The 19,657-nt window shown below is 75.2% G+C and carries 17 protein-coding genes and 1 pseudogene; 6 read left to right on the plus strand and 12 right to left on the minus strand.

What is annotated here, in order from left to right; translation table 11 throughout:
• Window positions 1-95: 95 nt before the first annotated feature.
• The 3 genes and pseudogenes from ACZ45Q_RS26975 to ACZ45Q_RS26985 all read right to left on the minus strand — a co-directional run bounded on the left by ACZ45Q_RS26975 (window position 96) and on the right by ACZ45Q_RS26985 (window position 3,011).
• Window positions 96-896, minus strand: a complete 801-nt coding sequence (locus tag ACZ45Q_RS26975; protein WP_468265928.1) for a polysaccharide deacetylase family protein — start codon at window positions 894-896, stop codon at window positions 96-98.
• A 313-nt stretch (window positions 897-1,209) separates the two neighbouring features.
• Window positions 1,210-2,196: pseudogene (locus tag ACZ45Q_RS26980) on the minus strand (glycosyltransferase family 2 protein); the annotation flags it as partial.
• Window positions 2,193-3,011 (minus strand): glycosyltransferase family 2 protein, encoded by an 819-nt coding sequence (locus ACZ45Q_RS26985; protein WP_468265930.1) that lies wholly within the window; start codon window positions 3,009-3,011, stop codon window positions 2,193-2,195. The pseudogene ACZ45Q_RS26980 and the gene ACZ45Q_RS26985, both read right to left, overlap by 4 nt.
• A gap of 654 nt (window positions 3,012-3,665) precedes the next feature.
• Here ACZ45Q_RS26985 and ACZ45Q_RS26990 point away from each other — a divergent pair.
• Window positions 3,666-4,472: an SGNH/GDSL hydrolase family protein gene (locus ACZ45Q_RS26990; RefSeq protein WP_468265932.1), complete on the plus strand. Its 807-nt coding sequence runs from the start codon at window positions 3,666-3,668 to the stop codon at window positions 4,470-4,472.
• A 26-nt stretch (window positions 4,473-4,498) separates the two neighbouring features.
• On the opposite strand, the gene ACZ45Q_RS26995 is transcribed toward ACZ45Q_RS26990, so the two are convergent.
• The 4 genes from ACZ45Q_RS26995 to ACZ45Q_RS27010 form a co-directional block, all read right to left on the minus strand.
• Window positions 4,499-6,169, minus strand: a complete 1,671-nt coding sequence (locus ACZ45Q_RS26995; RefSeq protein WP_468265934.1) for a serine/threonine-protein kinase — start codon at window positions 6,167-6,169, stop codon at window positions 4,499-4,501.
• A 99-nt stretch (window positions 6,170-6,268) separates the two neighbouring features.
• A complete protein-coding gene (locus ACZ45Q_RS27000) occupies window positions 6,269-7,765 on the minus strand; it encodes a nickel transporter (RefSeq protein WP_468265936.1) in 1,497 nt (498 codons plus the stop codon).
• Window positions 7,762-9,336, minus strand: a complete 1,575-nt coding sequence (locus ACZ45Q_RS27005) for a tetratricopeptide repeat protein (protein ID WP_468265938.1) — start codon at window positions 9,334-9,336, stop codon at window positions 7,762-7,764. The genes ACZ45Q_RS27000 and ACZ45Q_RS27005 overlap by 4 nt, the downstream gene beginning before the upstream one ends.
• A 97-nt stretch (window positions 9,337-9,433) precedes the next feature.
• Entirely contained in the window at window positions 9,434-10,978 is a 1,545-nt protein-coding gene (locus ACZ45Q_RS27010) for a DUF4331 domain-containing protein (RefSeq protein ID WP_468265940.1), read from the minus strand.
• Between the two features lie 226 nt (window positions 10,979-11,204).
• On the opposite strand from ACZ45Q_RS27010, the gene ACZ45Q_RS27015 reads away from it, so the two are divergent.
• The 3 genes from ACZ45Q_RS27015 (at window position 11,205) to ACZ45Q_RS27025 (ending at window position 12,932) form a co-directional block, all read left to right on the plus strand.
• Window positions 11,205-11,747, plus strand: a complete 543-nt coding sequence (locus ACZ45Q_RS27015; protein ID WP_468265942.1) for a sigma-70 family RNA polymerase sigma factor — start codon at window positions 11,205-11,207, stop codon at window positions 11,745-11,747.
• Window positions 11,744-12,547: an anti-sigma factor gene (locus tag ACZ45Q_RS27020; RefSeq protein WP_468265944.1), complete on the plus strand. Its 804-nt coding sequence runs from the start codon at window positions 11,744-11,746 to the stop codon at window positions 12,545-12,547. The genes ACZ45Q_RS27015 and ACZ45Q_RS27020 overlap by 4 nt, the downstream gene beginning before the upstream one ends.
• A 115-nt stretch (window positions 12,548-12,662) precedes the next feature.
• Window positions 12,663-12,932 (plus strand): hypothetical protein, encoded by a 270-nt coding sequence (locus ACZ45Q_RS27025; RefSeq protein ID WP_468265946.1) that lies wholly within the window; start codon window positions 12,663-12,665, stop codon window positions 12,930-12,932.
• Between the two features lie 139 nt (window positions 12,933-13,071).
• On the opposite strand, the gene ACZ45Q_RS27030 is transcribed toward ACZ45Q_RS27025, so the two are convergent.
• Both ACZ45Q_RS27030 and ACZ45Q_RS27035 read right to left on the minus strand, forming a co-directional pair.
• Window positions 13,072-13,854 carry an ABC transporter permease gene (locus ACZ45Q_RS27030; RefSeq protein WP_468265948.1) on the minus strand — a complete coding sequence of 261 codons (783 nt, stop codon included), beginning with the start codon at window positions 13,852-13,854 and terminating at the stop codon, window positions 13,072-13,074.
• Window positions 13,851-14,816, minus strand: a complete 966-nt coding sequence (locus tag ACZ45Q_RS27035; protein WP_468265950.1) for an ATP-binding cassette domain-containing protein — start codon at window positions 14,814-14,816, stop codon at window positions 13,851-13,853. The genes ACZ45Q_RS27030 and ACZ45Q_RS27035 overlap by 4 nt, the downstream gene beginning before the upstream one ends.
• A gap of 63 nt (window positions 14,817-14,879) precedes the next feature.
• Here ACZ45Q_RS27035 and ACZ45Q_RS27040 point away from each other — a divergent pair, with 63 nt between their 5' ends.
• Entirely contained in the window at window positions 14,880-15,584 is a 705-nt protein-coding gene (locus tag ACZ45Q_RS27040) for a TetR/AcrR family transcriptional regulator (RefSeq protein WP_468265951.1), read from the plus strand.
• 55 nt (window positions 15,585-15,639) lie between these two features.
• Here ACZ45Q_RS27040 and ACZ45Q_RS27045 read toward each other — a convergent pair whose 3' ends face one another.
• From ACZ45Q_RS27045 to hmgA, 3 genes are read right to left on the minus strand one after another with little or no spacing between them, the layout of a single operon-like run.
• Entirely contained in the window at window positions 15,640-16,797 is a 1,158-nt protein-coding gene (locus ACZ45Q_RS27045; protein WP_468265953.1) for a type ISP restriction/modification enzyme, read from the minus strand.
• 23 nt (window positions 16,798-16,820) lie between these two features.
• The gene (locus ACZ45Q_RS27050) at window positions 16,821-17,570 is read right to left on the minus strand and encodes a GntR family transcriptional regulator (protein WP_468265955.1); all 750 of its coding nucleotides are present in this window, start codon (window positions 17,568-17,570) and stop codon (window positions 16,821-16,823) included.
• A gap of 26 nt (window positions 17,571-17,596) precedes the next feature.
• On the minus strand, window positions 17,597-18,919 hold the full coding sequence (gene hmgA, locus ACZ45Q_RS27055) for a homogentisate 1,2-dioxygenase (RefSeq protein ID WP_468265957.1): 1,323 nt from the start codon (window positions 18,917-18,919) through the stop codon (window positions 17,597-17,599).
• A 154-nt stretch (window positions 18,920-19,073) separates the two neighbouring features.
• Here hmgA and ACZ45Q_RS27060 point away from each other — a divergent pair, with 154 nt between their 5' ends.
• A complete protein-coding gene (locus tag ACZ45Q_RS27060) occupies window positions 19,074-19,634 on the plus strand; it encodes a hypothetical protein (RefSeq protein ID WP_468265959.1) in 561 nt (186 codons plus the stop codon).
• The last annotated feature ends 23 nt before the right edge of the window (window positions 19,635-19,657 follow it).

The raw sequence follows: 19,657 nt of genomic DNA on the forward strand, positions 1-19,657 counted from the left end.
GGCTCCGGGGCGTGGCGCGCGCGCCCGGGGTCCCGGGCGTGGCGCGTGTCTCCGGCCGGCCGGTGCCCGGTGCCCGGTGCGCGCCGGGCGGCGGGTCAGGCACGGGCGCCGAGCAGCCGGCGGCCGGCCTGCCGCGTCCTGCGCACCACGGCGTACCCCTTGGTCAGGGCGCGGTCCCGGGCGAAGGTGCGGCCGATCGCCCGGCCCTCCAGCAGCCGGGCGAACTCCTCGGTCCCCGTGGCGCGGCGCACGGTGACGCGGCGCAGGGCGTACGGCCCCTGCCGGCGCCGGGCCAGCGCGTTGCCGACGGCGAGGGCCTGGCCGTACCCCGTCTCCCGTACCGCGGCCCGCACCCGGCGGTCGGAGTAGCCGTAAGGGTAGGCGAACGAGGCGGGTGCGGTGCCCAGTTGGTCGGTGATGACCTCCTTGCAGTGGATCAGCTCGAACCGGAGCCGGTCGTCGCCGAGCTGGTCGAGCTGCGGATGGCTGTGGCTGTGGCCGCCGATCTCGACCCCGGCGGCGGCCAGGGCGCGGACCTGGTCCCAGTCGAGCATGGTGGCCAGGGCGCCGCCGGTGTCGTAGGGGCCGCGGAGCCAGCCGGTCGAGACGAACAGCGTGGCCGGGAAGCCGTGTTCGGCGAGCACCGGCAGGGCGTGCCGGTGGACGCCCTCGTAGCCGTCGTCGAAGGTGACGAGGACCGGTCGTTCGGGCAGCGGCCGTCCGTCCCGCCACGCGGCGGCGAGGTCGGCGGTGCCGACCGGGGTGAGCCCCCGGTCGGCCACCACCGCCATCTGCTCCGCGAACGCCTCCGGCGTGACGGACAGGGCGCGGGTGGCGTCGTTCGGCTCGGCCGCGACGGAGTGGTACATCAGGATCGGCACCGGGACGTCAGCCATCCCCGCCCCGTTCCCGCACGGCCCCGGCACCGGGCGAACCGGCCACCACGGCATCGCCGCCCGCGCCTCCGCCGCCCGGTGCCCCGGGCACGGCGCCTCCCCTCCGGTCGGCCGGTGGCCCCGGCACGGCGCCCCCGACCCCGGTCCCGTCGGCCGGAGACCCGGGCGCGGCGTCCTCGCTGCCGCCGCCCGAAGGCCGCGGCGCGGTGTCCGTACCCCCGGTCCCGTCGGCCGGTGGCCCCGGCGCCGCGTCCTCGGCCTCGGTCCCGTCGGCCGGTGGCCCCGGCGCGGCGGCGCCGTCGTCCTTGCCCGTGCTGTTCTCGATCGGGGGGACCGAGAACGTCACCGTGCCGCGTCGGGCCCGTGCCGTGCCCACCGCGTAGCCGCCCGCCGCCGTGAGGACCCCGGCGACGATCGCGCCCGCCCGGCCCGCGCCGCCCGGACGCGCGAGCAGGGCGTCGCGCAGGCCGCGGGCCACGCCGGCCGGCAGGACGCGGGTGGTGTACCGGCGTTCCGCCTCCAGTCCCTTGGCGGCGCCGACGCTCCGCGCCACCAGCGCCTTCGACAGGCCCTCGGCCCAGGTGCGGGTGCGGAAGTAGGCGAAGTGCTCGCGCGCCGAGGGCACCCGGTGGTGGATGACCGCGCGGTCGTCGATCAGCAGGACGGCGTCCGGCCTGGCCCGGCCGAGACGGATGCACAGCTCCGTCTCCTCGCAGCCCAGGGGCCGCTTGTCGCCGTCCCGTCCGATGCCGGTGGCGAAGCCGCCCGCGATGTCGAAGGCGCTGCGCCGGAAGGAGGCGTTCCCGCCGAGGACGTTGCGGACGCGCACCCGGCCCGGGGGCAGCCCGCGGTACGTGCAGCCCACCACCCAGTCGAACTCCTCGGGGAACCAGGCGGGCCGCCGCCCCGACGCCCAGATCGGCACCGTACGGCCGCCGACCGCCATGACCCGCGGGTCGGCGTACCCCTCGGAGAGGTGCTTCAGCCAGTCGCGTTCGGCCACGGCGTCGTCGTCGAGGAAGGCGACGACCTCCCCGCGGGACGCCGCGATGCCGGTGTTGCGGCCGGCGGACAGGCCGCGGGGGCCCGCGTTGGCGAGCACCCGCACCTCCCCGGTCTCCGCGAGCTCCTCGAACTCCTCGGCCAGTCGCTCCCGCAGCGCCTCGTTGTGGTCGACGACCAGCAGGGTCTCCCGCGCGGGACGGGACTGCGCCCGCACCGAGGCGACCGCCGCGAGGATGTCGGCCCAGCGGTCCTCGGTGTAGACGCAGGCGACGACCGAGATGTCGGGACCGCTCAAGAGACCTTCCCCCGGACCGTGCCGAGCATCGGCGAGTGCGTACGGCTGCGCAGGGCGCGCCGGTTGGACCGCTCGCCCAGGATCACCCTGAGCACCCGCAGCCCGTCCCGGACGGCCCGCAGATTGCTGGTCCCGTGGATGCGCAGGTACTCGTGGCTGGGTATCTCCTGCACTCTCAGGCCGGCCTTGACGACCCGGATGTTCATCAGCGTCTCCACCTCGAAGCCGGTGCAGTCGAGGTCGATCTTGTCCAGGCAGTGCCGCCAGAACGCGTTGTAGCCGTAGCACAGGTCGGTGTACCGGGCGCCGAACTTGCGGTTGACCACTGCGCACAGGGCGCGGTTGCCGAGCTTGCGGATGAAGGTCATGTCGTCGGTGCCGCCGCCGTTGGCGAAGCGGGAGCCCTTGGCGAAGTCGGCGCCGGAGACCAGGGCGGAGACGTACGACACGATCTCCTGGCCGTCGGCCGATCCGTCCGCGTCGACCATCACGATGATGTCACCGGTGCACGCCTGGAAGCCGGTGATCAGGGCGTCCCCCTTCCCCTTGCCGCGCTGTTCGACCACCTTGACCTGCGGCCACAGCTCCTTGGCGACGGCGACGGTGTCGTCCGTGGAGTTGCCGTCCACCAGGACGACCTCGTGGATCCAGTCCGGCAGCGTCTTGAAGACGTACGGGAGATTCTCCGCCTCGTTCATGGCGGGGATCACCACGCTCACCGGCGGCGCGATGGCCAGGTGGGTGGAGACGGGCCGGTACCGGCCGGCCGTCGACGGGTCCTCGCCGGTACTCGCCGGCTGGAGAACTGAGCTCATGAGTCTGGTCCCTCTCGTCCGGCGGACCGCCCGCCCCATGGGCGGTCCGGCATGGTGTCCGGTTCGAAAGGGGGGTTGGTCTCACCCGGGCACGGCGGATCGTCTCCGTCGTGCGAGCCAGGCGAGCTGGCATGTCCGGCCGGCGCCGGAGAAAAACGGCAGCCGACTGCGCGGCACGGCTCGGTCACCTGTGCGGTCACCGAGCACGGCACCCCCCTACCGCGCCCCGCCCGGGCCGTCGCGGTCCTGAGCCCCTCCCTGAACCACGTGCCCGACGGACCGATGCGGGTGAGATGTTGACGGTATTGACGCGTGAGCCCCAATGGCAAGGCCTGGACGGGACTCTCACGTTTTCGTTGTTTTGACCGTCATCCGTTCGTTGTGGGGGGCGTTGTCCTGTCGCGGCGCGGCCCGTGCGCAGCGGTGTGCGCTTCCGGCCGTTCCGCTTTGCCCCCCGAAGCCCCGGATGCCGGGCCTCAATGTCGCGCAGTGCGGCTCGGAGCGTCAAGACGGCATCGGGGCACCGATCGATTTTCGTCCGACTTTGAACGACCAGTCAGCCACATGTGACGGTTCAATTGGCATGGACACTTCCAGTCAACACGCGTAGCTGCTACCACGGTTGAGGCAGAGATCCTGCTAAAGGGAGGTTCCATGAGACGTTCCCGACTTGTCGGCATCCTGAGTTCCCTCCTCCTCGCCGCCGGCGCGGCCCTCGGCGGGGCCGCGACCGCACAGGCGGCCCAACCCGCCGCCGCCGACGGCTACGTGGCCCTCGGCGACTCCTACTCCTCCGGAGTCGGAGCGGGCAGCTACATCGCCGCCAGCGGCGACTGCAAGCGCAGCACGCGGGCCTACCCCTACCTGTGGCAGGCCGCCAACTCACCCTCGACGTTCCACTTCACCGCCTGCTCGGGCGCCCGAACGGGTGATGTTCTCGCCGGGCAGCTCGGCCCGCTCGGCACCTCCACCGGGCTGGTCTCCCTCAGCGTCGGCGGCAACGACGCCGGTTTCGCCGACGTCATGACGACCTGTGTGCTCCAGTCCGACAGCGCCTGCCTGTCCCGGATCGCCACGGCGCGCGCCTACGTCGACTCCACGCTCCCCGGCAACCTCGACAACGTCTACTCGGCGATCCGCAGCAAGGCACCCAACGCCCACGTCGTCGTCCTCGGCTACCCCCGCTTCTACAAGCTGGGCACGTACTGCATCGGCCTGTCCGAGACCAAGCGGAAGGCGATCAACGACGCCTCCGACCACCTCAACGCCGCGATCGCCAAGCGGGCAGCCGACCACGGCTTCACGTTCGGCGACGTACGGACCACCTTCACCGGCCACGAGATCTGCTCCGGCGACTCCTGGCTGCACAGCGTGAAGTGGACCAACATCGGCGAGTCCTACCACCCGACCGCGGCCGGCCAGTCGGGCGGCTATCTGCCCGTCCTGAACAGCGCCGCCTGATCAACGCCGCCCGACCTCGCCGCCCCTCAGGGCGAGGCCGAACCGGAAGGCGTGGGGGAGGAGGCCCCGTCCGTCGGGGTCTCCTCCTCGCACGTCACCGAGAACGCCACCGGCGCCGAGGTGACCTCCACCGGCTCCCGCACCTGCACCCGGATCCCGCTCTCGAACGTGCCGTCGTCGTCGTGCGTCGTCACGACCACCGTGTCCTGCCGGGACCGGCCGCCGTCCGCGGGGAACGACAGCGTCTTCCAGCCGGGCTCGGCCACCGCGCCGTCCTCCACCACCCAGCGGTAGACCACCTCCGCCGGCAGCCGCCCCACCGTGAACGTCGCCGTGAACGCCGGCGCCTGCCCGTGCGGCGGCGGGCAGACCCCCGCGTACTCGGTCCGTACGCCGGTCACCGCCACCTTGACCGACTGCGGGGGAGGGGAACTCGTGGAACTCGTGGGGCTCTCCTCGTCCGTGCCGCCGGTCGTCGGCGACGGGCTCGGCTCCCCGCTCGTCTCCGGCCGGCTCGTGGCGGGTTCGCCGACGCCGGTCTCCCGGCCGCCCACCGCACCGGCCTCGTCCCCGCCGTTCCCGCCGCCGCCCCTGTTCGCCAGCGCGTACGCCAGCCAGGCCAGCGCCAGTGCCAGCAGGGCCAGGCCGGCGGCCGCCACCACGACCGTGCGCCGGTTCCGGCCCGCCGCCGCTGTCCCCGCCGTCGCCGTCCCCGTCGGCGCCGTCGCGTCCGTCGCCGGCTGCGGAGCCGGGACCGGCGCGGGCGACGGCGGGGTCGGCGACGGCCGCTCCGGGTGCGCCGCGACCGTCGGCGCGTAGGCGCCGCCCACGGCCGTGTCCGCGCGCGGGGCGCCGCCCGCGCCGACGAGCCGCAGCAGCTGCTCGGCCCGCCCGGCCGGCCACCGCTGCGCCGGGTCCTTGCGCAGCAGCCCCTCGATGACCGGGCCGAGCGCATCCGCCCGGCGCGGCGGCGGCAACTCCTCGTCGACGACGGCCCGCAGCGTGCTCAGCGGGGTGTCCTGCCGGAACGGGGACGTCCCTTCGACGGCCGCGTACAGCAGTACGCCCAGCGACCACAGGTCGGACTCCGGGCCCGGACTGCGCCCCAGCGCCCGCTCGGGGGCCAGGTACTCCGGGGAGCCCACCACCTCCCCGGTCATGGTCAGCGCGGAGCTGCCCTCCACGACGGCGATCCCGAAGTCGGTCAGCACCACCCGGCCGTCATTGGCGAGCAGCACGTTCGCGGGCTTCACGTCCCGGTGCAGCACGCCCGCCGCGTGCGCCGCCCGCAGCGCGGCCAGCACCTCGGCGCCGATCCGGGCGGCGCGGCGCGGCGGCAACGGGCCCTCGGCCTCCAGCAGATCGGCCAGCGACAGCCCGCGGACCAGCTCCATCACGATCCAGGGCCGGCCGGCCCCGCCCGCCGCGCCCTCGTCGGCCGCGACGTCGTACACCGTGACCACGTTGCGGTGGGCGACCCGCGCGGCGGCCCACGCCTCGCGCTCCAGCCGGGTGTACAGCCGCCGTACGTCGGCGTCGGGCAGCCCGGCGGGCGCCCGCACCTCCTTCACGGCGACCTCGCGGCGCAGCACCTCGTCACGGGCGCGCCACACGGTCCCCATGCCGCCCTCGCCGAGAGCGGACAACAGGCGGTAGCGGCCGGCGATCACCCGCTCGCCGCCGGGTTCTTCGGACACCGGCGCCCCCCTACGACGTCTCGCGCGGTTCCTGCCCGGTTCCTCCCCGCCCCTGCCGGGAGATTCCGCGGATTTCTCCCCCGATGGGTTCAAAGTAGCTCAGCCGATGGCGGATGCCGCCCCCCTGAACACCAATCCGGCTCCGAGGACCACCACGGCGCACGCCGAGCCCAGGGGCACGGCCCGCCGCACCCGGCCGGCCAGCGGGCCGGAGGTCCAGCGCGGACGGCGCCGGAGCACCCGGGCCGCGCGGCCCCCGAGGCGGACCACGGCGACGCCGGCCGCGGTGAGCGTGAGGGCCAGCCCGGCCCCGTAGGCGACCACGAGCAGCAGTCCGAACCACGCCTTGCCCAGGGCGGCGGCCCCCACCAGCACGACCACGGCGGACGGACTGGGCACCAGCCCCCCGGCGAACCCGAGCAGGACGGTGCCGCGAAGGGTGGGGACCGGGGGGTGGGTGTGGGTGTGGCCGCCGTGGGTGTGGGCGCCCCCGTGGGAGTGCGCGTGGTCGTGTTCATGGGGGTGTTGGTGGCCCTGGGGGTGTGCGTGAGCGGGTCCACGCCCCCGGTTGCGCAGTGCGCGCCGTACCAGGGCAGCGCCCGCCAGGGTCACCAGGGCGCCGCTGGCGATGCCGAGCCAGGCCAGGACCGAGGGCGCGGCGGCCGAACCCGCAGCGACCAGGAGGCCGAGGGCGACCACGCCGAGGGTGTGGGTGACCGTCACCGAGGCGGCCATCGGCAGCACGTCTCGCAGCCGGGCCCGGCCGCCCCGGGCGGCGGCCGTCGCCGCCATCAGCGTCTTGCCGTGGCCCGGCGCGAGCGCGTGCACCGCGCCGAGCGCGACCGCGACGACGAGGGCGAGCGCCGCGAACCCGAACCCGGGGTCGCGGCGGGCGACCAGGCCGTCCAGGGCGCGGGTGAAGCGGTCGGCGCCGCGAGGAAGAACGCCGGCCGCGGGGGCGTCCGGCCGCTCCTCGCCCAGGGCCGGACCGCCCGGCCGCACCCGCAGCGACGCGGTCACGGTGTCGGCCGGGGAGGCCGACGACTCCCGCGGGTACCGGGTCAGCTCCCGTGACGGCGACGCCTCGGGCACGTCCGACGCGATGAGCGTCATGCGGTCGCCGCGCGCGGTGACCTCCCGCCAGCCGGGGCCCGCGGAGGCGCCGGAGGCGCGGAAGTCCACGACCACCGGGCCGGAACGGGGCAGCGGCGCCGTGAACCGGCACTCCACCCGGAGGGTGTCGAGCCCGGCCTGACCCGGCCGCACGCGCGCGTGGCCGCGTTCCACGGCGAGCGGGACCTCGCGGCCGTCGACGCTGAGCGTGCTCTCCCGCGCGGCCGTCGCACACCGCCGCCCCGCCCACGCGGCCGTCCCCATGCGCGCGATGTCCGGCCGGGCCTGCGTCGCCGGGATCTCGGCGAGGTCCTCGACGTGCGTGACGCGCAGCTCGCCGGGGGCGGCGACCAGTCCGTCGTGGCGGTTGACGGTGAAGTTGCCGAGCGGGTGCGCGCTCGCGCCGGCCGCGGGCAGCAGCACGAGCCCCGCGGTGACGGCCGGCACCGCGCCGGCACGGACCAGGCGACCCAGGGCGCTCACCGCGCCTCCTCCGGGCCCGTGAGGTCCTTCAGCGCCGCCCGCGCGGCCCGGGCACCCAGCGGGGAGAAGCCGGGGTCCAGTTCCAGCGCCGCGGTGAGATGGCGGCGGGCCTCGTCCGTGCGGCCGACGGCGCGTTCGACCATGCCGCGGTGGTACAGAAAGGCGGCGTCGCGGTAGCCGGTGGCCGTGGCCCGGCGGGCGTACGGCAGGGCCTCCTCGGACCGTCCGTTGGCGTGCAGCGCCCACGCGAGGGCGTCCGCGGTGTGCACGGTCCGGCGCCGGTCCCAGGCGGCGCGGGCCGCGCGCAGGGCCTCGGCGGCGTCACCGTGGTCGGCCGCGGCCAGCGCGGTGTCGAGGTCCGCGCGCACCCCGCCCGCGCGGGCGAGCGCGGCCCAGGCGTCCAGGAGGGCGTACTGCTCGCGGGCCTCGGCCGTCTCGCCCCCGGCCTCGTACAGCTCGCCCAGCGCGACGACGGCACCGGGCAACGGGGCGCGGGAGACCACCAGCTCCAGGTCCCGGACCGCGCCGCCGCGGTCACCGCTCGCCGCCCTGGCCCGGGCACGGCCCTCCAGCGCGGGCAGGAACGCGTCGTCGGCGGCGAGGGCGCGGGCGTAGTGGCGCAGTGCCGTCCCGTACTCCCCCTGGCCGCGGGCGAGGTCGCCGAGCCGGGTGGCGACGTAGGCCACGTCTGACGGGGAGACCGCGCCGGCCAGCGCCTGTTCCAGCACCCGGCGGGCGGTGCCGGTCTCGCCGCGCAGCTCACGGACGTACGCGTACCGGGTGAACACCGGCACGCCCGGACGCCGGTCGTCGGCGGTGTCGGCGGCCTCGGCCGCCTCCTCGTAGCGGCCCAGCTCCACGAGCGCGTCGATACGGGTGGCCAGCGCGCGTTCGCTGTACGGGTTGCGCCGCAGGGCCCGCTCGGCGTCGTCGAGGGCGGCCGTGAAGTCGTGCCGGGCGGCGGCGAGGGCGGCCCGGCCGGCGAGGGCCTGGTCGTTGCCGGGGGACAGGCCGAGGGAGCGCCGCAGCGCACGCTCCGCCTTCGGGTAGTGCGACGGGTCGCCGTCGGTGCGGGCCCGCTCGACGTGGGCGAGCCCGAGGGAGGCCCAGGCGCCGGCGTCCTTCGGGCGGGCCCGCAGGTGCGCCCGGAGCCGGTCGACGTCCGTTCCGTCGCCGGGCCCGGCGAGGCGGCCGGGGCGGGTGCCGAGACCGGCGCCGGCCATCGTCCCGGACGCGGCGCCACCGGGTGCCGGCGCCGGCCCGCCGGACCCCGGTCCCGGGCGTCCGTCCCGTAGGCCGCCGGAGGCGACACCGCCCGCGGTCAGCGCCACCGCCAGCAGCACGGCACACGCGGCGGCCCGCAGCGCGCGCAGCCGCCGTACGGCCGCCACCTGGCGGTCGCCGACCGGGTCACGGGACAGCTCCCGCTGCCGCTCGCCCTGCTCGTACGCCTTGCCCTGCTCGTCCTGCTCGTACGCCTCGCCCTGCTCGCTCCGCTCGTACGACCCGTCCTGCTCGGGCCGTCCGGGCGGTTCGTTCGCCGGTGCGCTGTCGTTCGTCCGTGGCGCCATGCCTCTCCTCGCTCGGTGCGCGGTACGGAAGGGAAAGGAGGCGCGGCCCGCGTGGGGGTGGGGAAGGACGGGCCGCGCCGGTCGGTGCGGACCGGGATCAGCAGGCCCGGCCCCGGGCCCGGCGCCACCAGGCCAGGCCGGCGCCGATCAGCAGGACCCCGGCGGCTCCGGCGCCGGCGGACGCGGCGATCAGGGTCGTGTCGTCGGAGCCGGCGGCCCCGGCCGGCCGCAGGGCCTCGCCCAGCCCGCTGCGCACGTCGTTGCCGTCGCCCACCCCCTTGGCGAGCGGGCCGCGCGAACCCTCCGTCGGGTTCGCCAGGTAGGGGAAGGCGTGCCCGAACTCCTTGTCGTTGGCGTCGACCGCGTCGCCCAGGTCGTTGGCGGCGCCGACCAGTTCCCCCTCGACGACCTGGAGCGCGGCGTCGATCACGTCGTCGGTGAGCCGGCGTCCGTTCGGGAAGCCCGCCTTGTCGCCGTCGAGCACCCCGAGCCGCTTCGGCTCGGCGGCCGGCGGGATCGAGGTGTTCAGGCGCAGCTGCTCCGACGGCGTCACGTGCGGGGGCCGGTTGAGGCCCTCGACGCCCTTGAGGAAGACGTCGACCAGATCGTCGCGGGGCTCCTTCGGGGCCTCGATCCTGTAGAGGCCCTCGATGAGCTTCGGCAGCTCCGGGTGGGTGACGTTCTTCAGGAACTGCGCGTCGTCCCCCGGGGCGGAGGCGTTGAACGCGTCCTTGTCCTCCAGCGGGTTGACGACCTCGTTCACCAGCGGGTTGCCCAGCCGGGAGACCTGGCTGAAGCTTCCCTGCGCGTTCTTGCGCCGCGTGGTCGACCAGATGCCCACCACCGGCTGGTCGGCCGACTCCACGATCAGGTGCGTGGGCACCTGGAGGGCGACGGAGTTGACGTTGTAACCCTTGAGGGTGTCGTTGCCGACCTCGGACAGGTCCGCGCCGTAGAGCAGGTCGAAGACGCGCAGGTCGAGGAAGAAGGGGTCGTCGGCCTGCCCGGCGAACGTCCGTGCCCCGCCGGCCAGTTCGTGGATCGCCTGCTCCCGCAGCGCCGCGTAGTCCGGCATCGACGCCTTGCCGACGTTCGACGGCGCCACCGGCACGTCGTGGGCGATCGTGGTGCGCGCGACCTCCTTGCCGTCCTTCAGCTCCACCTGCTCCAGGTCGTAGGTCTGCGTGATGTTGAGATCGGGGTCGTCGAGGGAGGTGACCGGGCCGGTGTTGTACAGGAACGTCTTCTCGTTCTTGGTGTGCGTCGTGAAGGTGTAGCGGAAGAGCAGGTCGCCGTGGGCGTCGCCGTCCTTGTCGATGTGCAGGTCGTACTGCGCGTCCTCGGCGAAGGGGTAGAAGTTCGGCCCGCCCGCGGGCTCCTCGAACGGCGTCCAGTTCGCGATGACGGTGGTGGTGTCCGGCCGGTCCGGGCTCACGAAGGCGTACAGGTCCGTGTTGTCGTACTGCGGGGTCCCCGAGATCAGCGGGGCCTCCCGGTGGCTGGAGGCGACGGCCGCCCCCGGCGTGAGCGCGCCCGCCCCGGCGGCGGCGAGCCCGCCGGCGGCCAGCGCGCCGCAGATCAGGGTGGCGACGCCCGCGCGTCCCGCACCGCCACCGGTCCTGGGCCTGGAGATAGCTGCCATGCCGTTCGTCCTCCTGCCTGAGTGCCTGACACCCACCCGTTCGGAGCGGCCGTGCGGCCGGATTGGTCGGCGGAACACCACGTCATGGGGCGGCGGAACACCACGTCGCCGGCGACCGCGTCGGCGGAGCGACGCGATTGCCGCCCGCCCGACCCGCGTTTTCGGCCCGCTGATCCGTAACCCCTGCCAAGGGGCCGGTCCCGGCCCGCGGAGAGGGGGAGGCCGAGTGGAGGCGGACGAGCTGCTGATGCTCGTGGCGGACGGCGACCAGAAGGCGTTCGAGGAGCTGTACGGGCTGGTGTCCGGCCCCGTGTACGGGCTCGTACGCCGGGTGGTGCGCGACCCGGCCCAGTCGGAGGAGGTGGCACAGGAGGTGCTCCTGGAACTGTGGCGGTCCGCCGCGCGGTTCGACCCCGGCCGGGGCAGCGCCCTGTCCTGGGTCCTCACCCTCGCCCACCGCCGCGCCGTGGACCGGGTGCGCAGCGCCCGCGCGGCCGGCGAACGCGAGCGGCGCGAGGCCCGGCGCGCGCACCATCCCGCCTTCGACCAGGTCGCCGAGGAGGTCGAGGCCGGACTCGAACGGGAATGGGTACGGCGCTGCCTGGACCGCCTCACCGCCCTCCAGCGCCAGTCGGTCACCCTCGCCTACTACGACGGCTACACCTACCGTGAGGTGGCCGAACGCCTGTCCCTGCCGCTGGGCACGGTCAAGACCCGCATGAGGGACGGTCTCAGCCGGCTGCGCGACTGCCTGGGAGGTGCCGCATGAGCCTCTTCGGCCGGCTGCGCCGCGGCGAGCTGCACTCCCTCGCCGCCCCCTACGCGCTCGACGCCCTCGAGCCCGACGAGCGGGCCCGCTTCGAGAAACACCTGCGCGGCTGCGACCGCTGCGCCGCCGAGGTGCGCGAGCTGACCGAGGACGCCGTCCGGCTGGCCTGGTCGACGGCCGCGCCGGCGCCGCCCGCGCTGCGCGAACGGGTCATGACCGCCGTACGCGGCACCCCGCAGGACCCCGCACCCGCCCGCACCCCGCGACTGCCGCCGCACGTCCGGGGCGACCGGCTGCCACCGGTGCGCTCCCGTGCGCCCCGGCCGCGCCCCCTGCTCGTGCCGTTCGCCACCACGACGGCCGCCGCGGCCCTGGTCGTCGCCTCCCTCTTCGCCGTCCAGGCGGAGCGGACCCGGGACGAACTGGACGCCGCCCGGGACCGCTCGCGTGAGATCGCCCACGTTCTGGCGGCCCCGGACGCCCGGGCGGCGAGCGGCCGGGACGAGCGCGGACGAGGAATCGGAGTGATCGCTTCCGCAGCGGAGCGCCGGGCGGTCGTCACCTTGCGCGGATACGGAGAACCGCCCGGCGGCCGGGTGCACCAGCTGTGGGCCATGCGCCCCGGCGCGCCACCGCGCTCCCTCGGGCTTCTGGACGGCGACACGCCCCTGCTCGCGACCGGCCTCGACCCGGCCGTTTCGTCACTCGCCGTGACCGTCGAACCCGGCGGCGGATCGGCCCGCCCCACCGGCCAGCCGGTCGTTCAACTCGCCCTGGAATCCGTCGGATTCGGAGAGTGATCGTCAACGGCCTTACGGGGAAGGTGAATCCTGTGACCGCGATACACGGGTGCCCCATGGGGGCGATAGGGTTACCCTGCCCGGGCCGGGTGGACTCGTACGGGTGGGGAGTGACATGGAACAGATAACAGTGCGCAGCAGGGCAAGGGTCCCTGCGATCACCTGCGGGAGCAGCGCGAGCAGTTCGCGGCTCGACCGGCACCTGTCGGTGCTGGGCGGTCCGGCCGTCCCGCAGCGGGAGACGGTCGAGGCGACGTCCCTGATGCGCGAGCTGACCACGCGCGACACCGCGCACACCCGCAGCGGCAGGGGCGCGCGGGTCCGCCGGGTCTCGCTCTTCGCGCCGCTGCGCCGCCTCCGCCGCTCGCTGTTCGGCGGCAACTGACACCCGCGCTCCGGCACCGGACAGCCGCTCTCCCGGGGCGGCGCCGCGCACCCGTCGTCCGTCATCCCCACGGCACGCAGCGGCGCCCCGGAGTGCTGTCTCCCCCGCGGACCCGTCCCCCGTCCGCCCGCGCCCGGTGTCAGCGCTCCCCGTGCGTGTACCGGTGCACGGCGAGCGGCACGAACGCCGCCAGCAGCACCGCACACCACACCAGCGACCCGGCGACGGGGTGGGCCACCGGCCAGGCCGCCCCGTCCGGTGCGGGAGCGTTGCCGAACAGGTCCCGCAGCGCCGTCGTCACCGCGCTGATCGGGTTCCACTCCGCGACCGTCCGCAGCCCGTCCGGCAGGTCTGCGGTCGGGATGTACGCGTTCGACAGCAGCGGCAGGACGAAGGTGGCGCCGCCCAGCTGACCGGCCGCCTCCTCGTTCCGGGTGAGCAGCCCCAGGAAGATCCCGACCCAGGTCGCCGCGAACCGGAACAGCAGCAGCAGCCCCACCGCGCCCGCCGCGGCGAGCGGGCCGCCCTCCACTCGCCAGCCCACCGCGAGCCCCACCAGCAGCAGCGGCACCGTGCCCACCGCCGTGACGACCAGGTCGGCCACCGCCTGTCCGACCGGCACCGCGGCCCGGTTCACCGGCAGTGTGCGCAGCCGGTCCATGACGCCCCGGTGGGTGTCCTGGGCCGCCTGGAACATCCCCGTCATGACCCCGCCGGCCGCGGTGGCGACCAGCAGCCCCGGCACCAGGAACGAGCGGTACTCCGTGCCCGGCATCGCCAGCGCGCTGCCGAAGACGTAGCCGAAGAACAGCAGCATCGTGATCGGCATGGTCTGGGTCAGGACCACCAGGCCCGGGTTGTTCCGCATCCGCCGCAGCTGCCGCCCCAGCAGTGCCGTGCCGTCGTACGCCAACGTGCTCATGCCGCGCGCTCCTTGTCGTCGTCCAGGGTGCCGCTGCCGCCGGTCAGGCGGAGGAACACGTCGTCGAGGGTGGGCGGGCGCAGGCTCGCGTCCGCCAGCGGCACGCCCGCCGCGTCCAGTTCGCGCACCAGGCGCGGCAGCGTCAGGGTCCGGTCGGTGCTGACCGCGCCGACCGTTCGCCGCCCGGCGTCGAGGACCGGTTCCGCGCCGGTGAGGCGGTCCAGGACGGCCGCCGCCCGCGCCATCGCCTCCGCGTCCGCGACGACCGCCTCCGCGTACACGCCGACCAGCGCCTTCAGCTCCTCGGGCGTCCCCGTGTGGGCGACCCGGCCCCGGTCCACCACGGCGATGTCGTCGGCGAGCCGGTCGGCCTCCTCCAGGTACTGGGTGGTCAGCACGATCGTCGTGCCCTCCGCCTTCAGTTCGCGCACCGCCTCCCAGATCGCGTTCCGTCCGGCCGGGTCGAGCCCGGTCGTCGGCTCGTCCAGGAACAGCACGTCGGGGCGGCGGACCAGGCTCGCCGCCAGGTCCAGCCGGCGCCGCATGCCGCCCGAGTAACCGGACGCGGGCCGGTTCGCGGCCCCGGTGAGCCCGAACCGCTCCAGCAGCTCGTCCGCGCGCGCCGCCGCGTCCGGTACCCGGTGCAGCCGGGCGAACAGCCGCAGGTTCTCCCGGCCGGTCAGATCGCCGTCGACCGACGCGGACTGCCCGGTGACCCCGATCCGGCGGCGCACGGCGGCGGCCCGGCGCACCAGGTCGTGCCCGGCGATCCGGGCCGAGCCCGCGTCCGGCCGCAGCAGCGTGGTCAGCAGCCGTACGGCCGTGGTCTTGCCCGCGCCGTTCGGCCCCAGCAGACCGCACACGGTGCCCTCCGCCACCGCCAGATCCAGCCCGCGCACCGCGTGCACCGGTCCGAAGCGCTTCTCCAGACCCTCACTAAGTACAGCGTACGTAGTAGTCATGCGTCGACCATAGCGCACTACGTACGCTGTACGTAACTAGGATGGTGGCCGAGGTGATGACCGATGCCAGGCCGAGCGGCCGAACCCCACGTGATCTGGACGCGCCCCGAGCGCACAGGGCGGGGGCCGAAGCCGGCGTACACCCGCGCCGACATCGCGGCGGCCGGCGTGCGGATCGCCGATGCCGAGGGCCTGGACGCCGTGTCGATGCGGCGCGTCGCCGCCGAGCTGGGCTGCGGCACGATGTCGCTGTACAACTACGTCCCCCGCAAGGAGGACGTGTACGAGCTGATGGTGGACGCCGTCAGCGGTGAGCAGGAGCTCTGGGAGCCGACCGGGGACTGGCGGGCCGACATGCTCCGGGTGGCCCGGCAGACCCGCGCCCTGATGCACCGCCACCCCTGGCTGCCGCGCCTGCTGTCCCCCGTGTACGGCTTCAGCCCGAACGCCCTGCGCTTCCTGGAGCACTGCCTGGCCTGCCTGGACCCGCTGGACGCGCCCTACGGCACCAAGGTGGAGCTGGTGGCGATGGTCAACGGCGTGGTGACCACGCTCGTCAGCAACGAACTCGCCACCGCCGAACGCACCCGCTCCCTGCCCTGGTCGGCGCAGCGGGAGCACGAGGCGCGCGCGGCCTACCTCGGCACCCGGCTCGCCGCCGGCGACTACCCGCGGCTGGCGGCGGCCATCGCCGAGGACCCCGGGCCGGTCGACCTCGACGCGGCCTTCGAACGGGCGCTGGGGCGGGTGCTGGACGGGTTCGCCTGACGGCGCGACGGCCCCGCCCGGCGCGGAGGAGGCGCGGTCCGCGCCGCGGGCGCCGTCACAGCAGCGCCAGTTGCCCTTCCGGCCCCTCCTCCTGGCCGTCCAGGACGGAGGCGGGCCGACGGGCGGCGGCCGGCACCGGGAGCACACCGGCGGCGCGCAGCTCGGCCCGCGTGACCGGATCGGCCACGGCCAGCTCTTCCCGGCGCGGACGCAGTTCGGCCAGCAGCGCCAGGACCGTGATCAGCTCCAGCAGCTCGGAGGTCCACGCCTGCGGCCATACGGCCGGGCGGATCGCGGCCAGGGTGCCCGGCTCGGCAGGGTCGATGCGGGCCGCGAACCACTGCTCGAGGACCCGCACGCCGCCGGCCTCGAAGTCCCAGGCGTCCGGCGGCACCGGGGAGACGCGGCCCTCGTCGAGGTGCAGGACCTCCTCGTCGCGGTCGTAGCGCAGGGCCAGCGGACGCGGCGGCAGCGGGGCACGGACGTACGGGCGGCGCCCGCCGGGCAGCTTGGGGCGCTCGCCGTCCCGGCGCATCAGCCACAGCGCCCGGCGGCCCAGGTCCACGCCGTGGGCCCACAGCGCCGGGTCCCCGGTGAGCGGCACGGCGGTCGTGCCGGGGCGGGCCGCCGCCAGGATCCAGGCCAGCACGTCCGGTGGGCCGGGGCGGTGGCCGAGGCGGGCGGCCAGGTGGTCGAGGAGCCCGGGGGCGAGGTTCGGCTCGGCCGCGCCGGGGCGCCGGTAGAGCGGGCGGACCCGGCCCGGGCCGGACAGCGGGAGCAGCGAGGTGGCCAGCGGGCCGTCGGCGGCGTCGGCGCCCTCCAGCAGGAACACCTGACGCGCGTCCGCCACCCGCCACAGCTCCGGCCGCGCCGCGTCGATCAGCCGGTGGTCCGGGATCAGCCACTGCTCGTCGAACGGCGCGCGCAGCACCCGCACCGGCTCGGGGCACGGTCCGCCGGCCCGCGCCAGCTTCTCCGTGCCGCCCCGGCCGCCCGGCAACTGCCCGACCGCCGTGTGCAGGGTGCGTGCCCGCGTGGGCTGGAACAGGGCCGCGCGGTCCGGGCCCTCCGCCTTGACCAGCGCCTCCCAACGGGCCTTGAGGGACGCCGGGTCGGGGCCCGCCGGCCAGCCGCGGCCGAGGCGCGGCGGTGCGACGGACCACGGCATGAGGTCCGCCAGCGGCGGAGCGTCGTCGTGCGTCACGCCGGGCATCGTACGACGCGGTGCCACCGCGGTCAGTGGGCGTCCAGCGTGACCGTGAAGGAGAAGCGGTCCCCCCGGTAGTGGATGACGGCCACGTCCAGCACCCGTCCGTCGGTGTCGTAGGTGACGCCGGTGTAGTGCAGGATCGGGCTGAGCAGCGGCACCTCGAGCAGCCGCGCCGTGTCGGGGTCGGCGAGCCGGGCCTCGACCGTGTCGGTGATGCGGCTGATGGCCACGCCCACCACGTCGCGCAGCACCTTCGTCATCGGCCAGCGGACCAGGTCCTCGGGGTCGATGCGGGCGGCCAGCTCCGGACGGACGTAGTTACGGGCGTGGTTGGTGGGCTCGCCGGTCTTCTCGTCGCTGCGCAGCCGGTGGTACGTCGCGACCTCGCCGCCCGCCGGGAAGTACTCGGCGAGTTCGGACGGCACCGGCTCGCTGCCCTGCGCCAGCAGCTCGGTCGTCATGCCGGACTGCTGGGCCACGATCGCGTCCACCGAGCCGAGCAGCCGCACCGGGGTGCCCCGCCGGGCGTGCGGCTCGATGAACGTGCCGCGCCGGCGGTGGCGGGTGATCAGCCCTTCGTCCTCCAGTTCCTTCAGCGCCTGCCGCATCGTCAGCACGCTGACGCCGTAGTGCCCGGCCAGCTGCTCCTCGGTGGGCAGGCGCAGCGGGTCCTGGGGCGAGCGGCCGAGTATGGAGGCGCGCAGGGACTGCGAGACCTGGTACCAGAGCGGCAGCTTGCGGTTCAGGACGATGGAGTCCGGGGCGAAGGAGGTCACGGGCTATCCGTACCGGGCGGCGGTGCTCAACGCAACGGGCGGAAGTGGCGCTCGAGGCCCTGCCACACGTCGTCGTAGCGCTGTTGCAGGTGTCCTGCGCCGGCCGCCCGGGCCGTGAGGGTCACCGGCCAGCGGGTCTCGAACATGAACGCCAGCCCGTCGTCGATCTTCTGGGGCCTCAGCTCGGCGGCGCTCGCCCGGTCGAACGTCTCCCGGTCCGGGCCGTGCGCCGACATCATGTTGTGCAGCGAGCCGCCGCCCGGCACGAAGCCGCCCTCCCCGGCGGTCTTCGCGTCGTAGGCGCCCTCGATCAGGCCCATGTACTCGCTCATCACGTTCCGGTGGAAGTACGGCGGCCGGAAGGTGTCCTCGCCCACCAGCCAGCGCGGCGCGAACACCACGAAGTCGACGCCCGCGAGGCCCGGGGTGTCGGACGGCGAGGTGAGCACCGTGAAGATCGACGGGTCCGGGTGGTCGTAGGAGATCGACCCGATGACGTTGAAGCGGCGCAGGTCGTAGACGTACGGCACGTGGTTGCCGTGCCAGGCGACGACGTCGAGCGGGGAGTGGTCGTAGGTGGCGGTCCACAGGTTGCCGCAGTACTTGTTCACCACCTCCACCGGGCCCTCCACGTCCTCGTACGCCGCCACCGGGGCGAGGAAGTCGCGGGGGTTGGCGAGGCCGTTGGCGCCGATCGGGCCGAGGTCGGGGAGGCGGAACGGGGCGCCGTAGTTCTCGCAGACGTAGCCGCGGGCGGACGCGTCCAGCAGCCGCACCCGGAAGCGCACCCCGCGCGGGATCAGGGCGACGTGGCCCGGCTCGGCGTGCAGCAGCCCGAACTCCGTGTGCAGGAGCAGACCGCCGCGCTCGGGGACGATGAGCAGCTCGCCGTCGGCGTCGCTGAAGACGCGGTCCATGTCGGCGTCGGCGTGGTAGAGGTGCACCGCCATGCCGGTGCGCTGGGCCACGTCGCCGTTGCCGCCTAGGGTCCACAGGCCGGCCAGGAAGTCCGTGCCGGCCGGGGGCTCGGGCAGGGGGTCCCAGCGCAGCCGGTTGGGGTCCGGCACGGTCTCGGTGAAGGGGGCGGTGCGTACCGCGCCGTTGTCCGCGCGGGTGAACGCCGGGTGGGCGGCCGACGGGCGGATGCGGTACAGCCACGAGCGGCGGTTGTGCGCCCGCGGCTCGGTGAACGCCGTGCCGCTCAACTGCTCGGCGTACAGCCCGAGCGGTGCCCGCTGGGGGGAGTTCCGGCCCTCGGGGAGTGCGCCCGGCACGGCCTCCGAGCTGTGCTCGTTGCCGAACCCGGAGAGGTAGGACAGCCCCTCCGCGGTCTTCCGCGCGTCGCTCATGTTCGCTCCCTTGCCGCCCGCATCACGATCCGATCGATTCCTATGCATCACCGTAGGATTGCGGTTGCCGTCGCGCAAGAGGGGCCGTGAGGATGACCGGAACCCGACTCAGGGGGGATTCGGGTCGTCGGACCCTTGTTCTACTCTCGCCGCCATGTCGTGGACGCGGAGATCTCGCGCCGCGCTCGCGCTGTGCGTCCTGCTGCTGGCCGGCACCGCGGGCTGCGGCACCGGTGGCGGGGGCGGGCCGGACGCCGGGGCCTCGTCGCCCGGGGCGTCCGCGCCGTCCGGGTCGTCGGTGGGCCGGCTGCTGGACGACACGGACCCCGAGGGGCGGCGGCTGCGGGAGGTGGACGGCGCGGAGGCGCCCGAGGTCGGCATCGAGGTGCAGCCGGAGGGCGACGCCGGGTGGGACGTACGGCTCACCGTGCGCAACTTCCGGTTCTCGCCGCCGGGTACGGAAGGGGAGGCGGTGGCCGGCCGCGGTGTCGCGCACCTCTTCCTCGACGGCGACCTCGTCACCCGCCTGCACGGCCCCGGGTACCGCCTCGGCGCCGGGCTCGTCACGCGCGGCACGCACCAGCTCACCGTGCGGCTGTACGCCGACGACGGCACGGTCTGGGCGGTGGACGGCGAGCCCGTCGAGAACTCGGCGGACATCACGGAGTCGGGGCCCACCGGGGCCGGCGCCGACCGGGCGACGGGGGAGCGGTGAGAGCGGAGGCGGCGCGGGGCGTG

It is taken from the genome of Streptomyces sp. NPDC031049, from assembly GCF_055571015.1.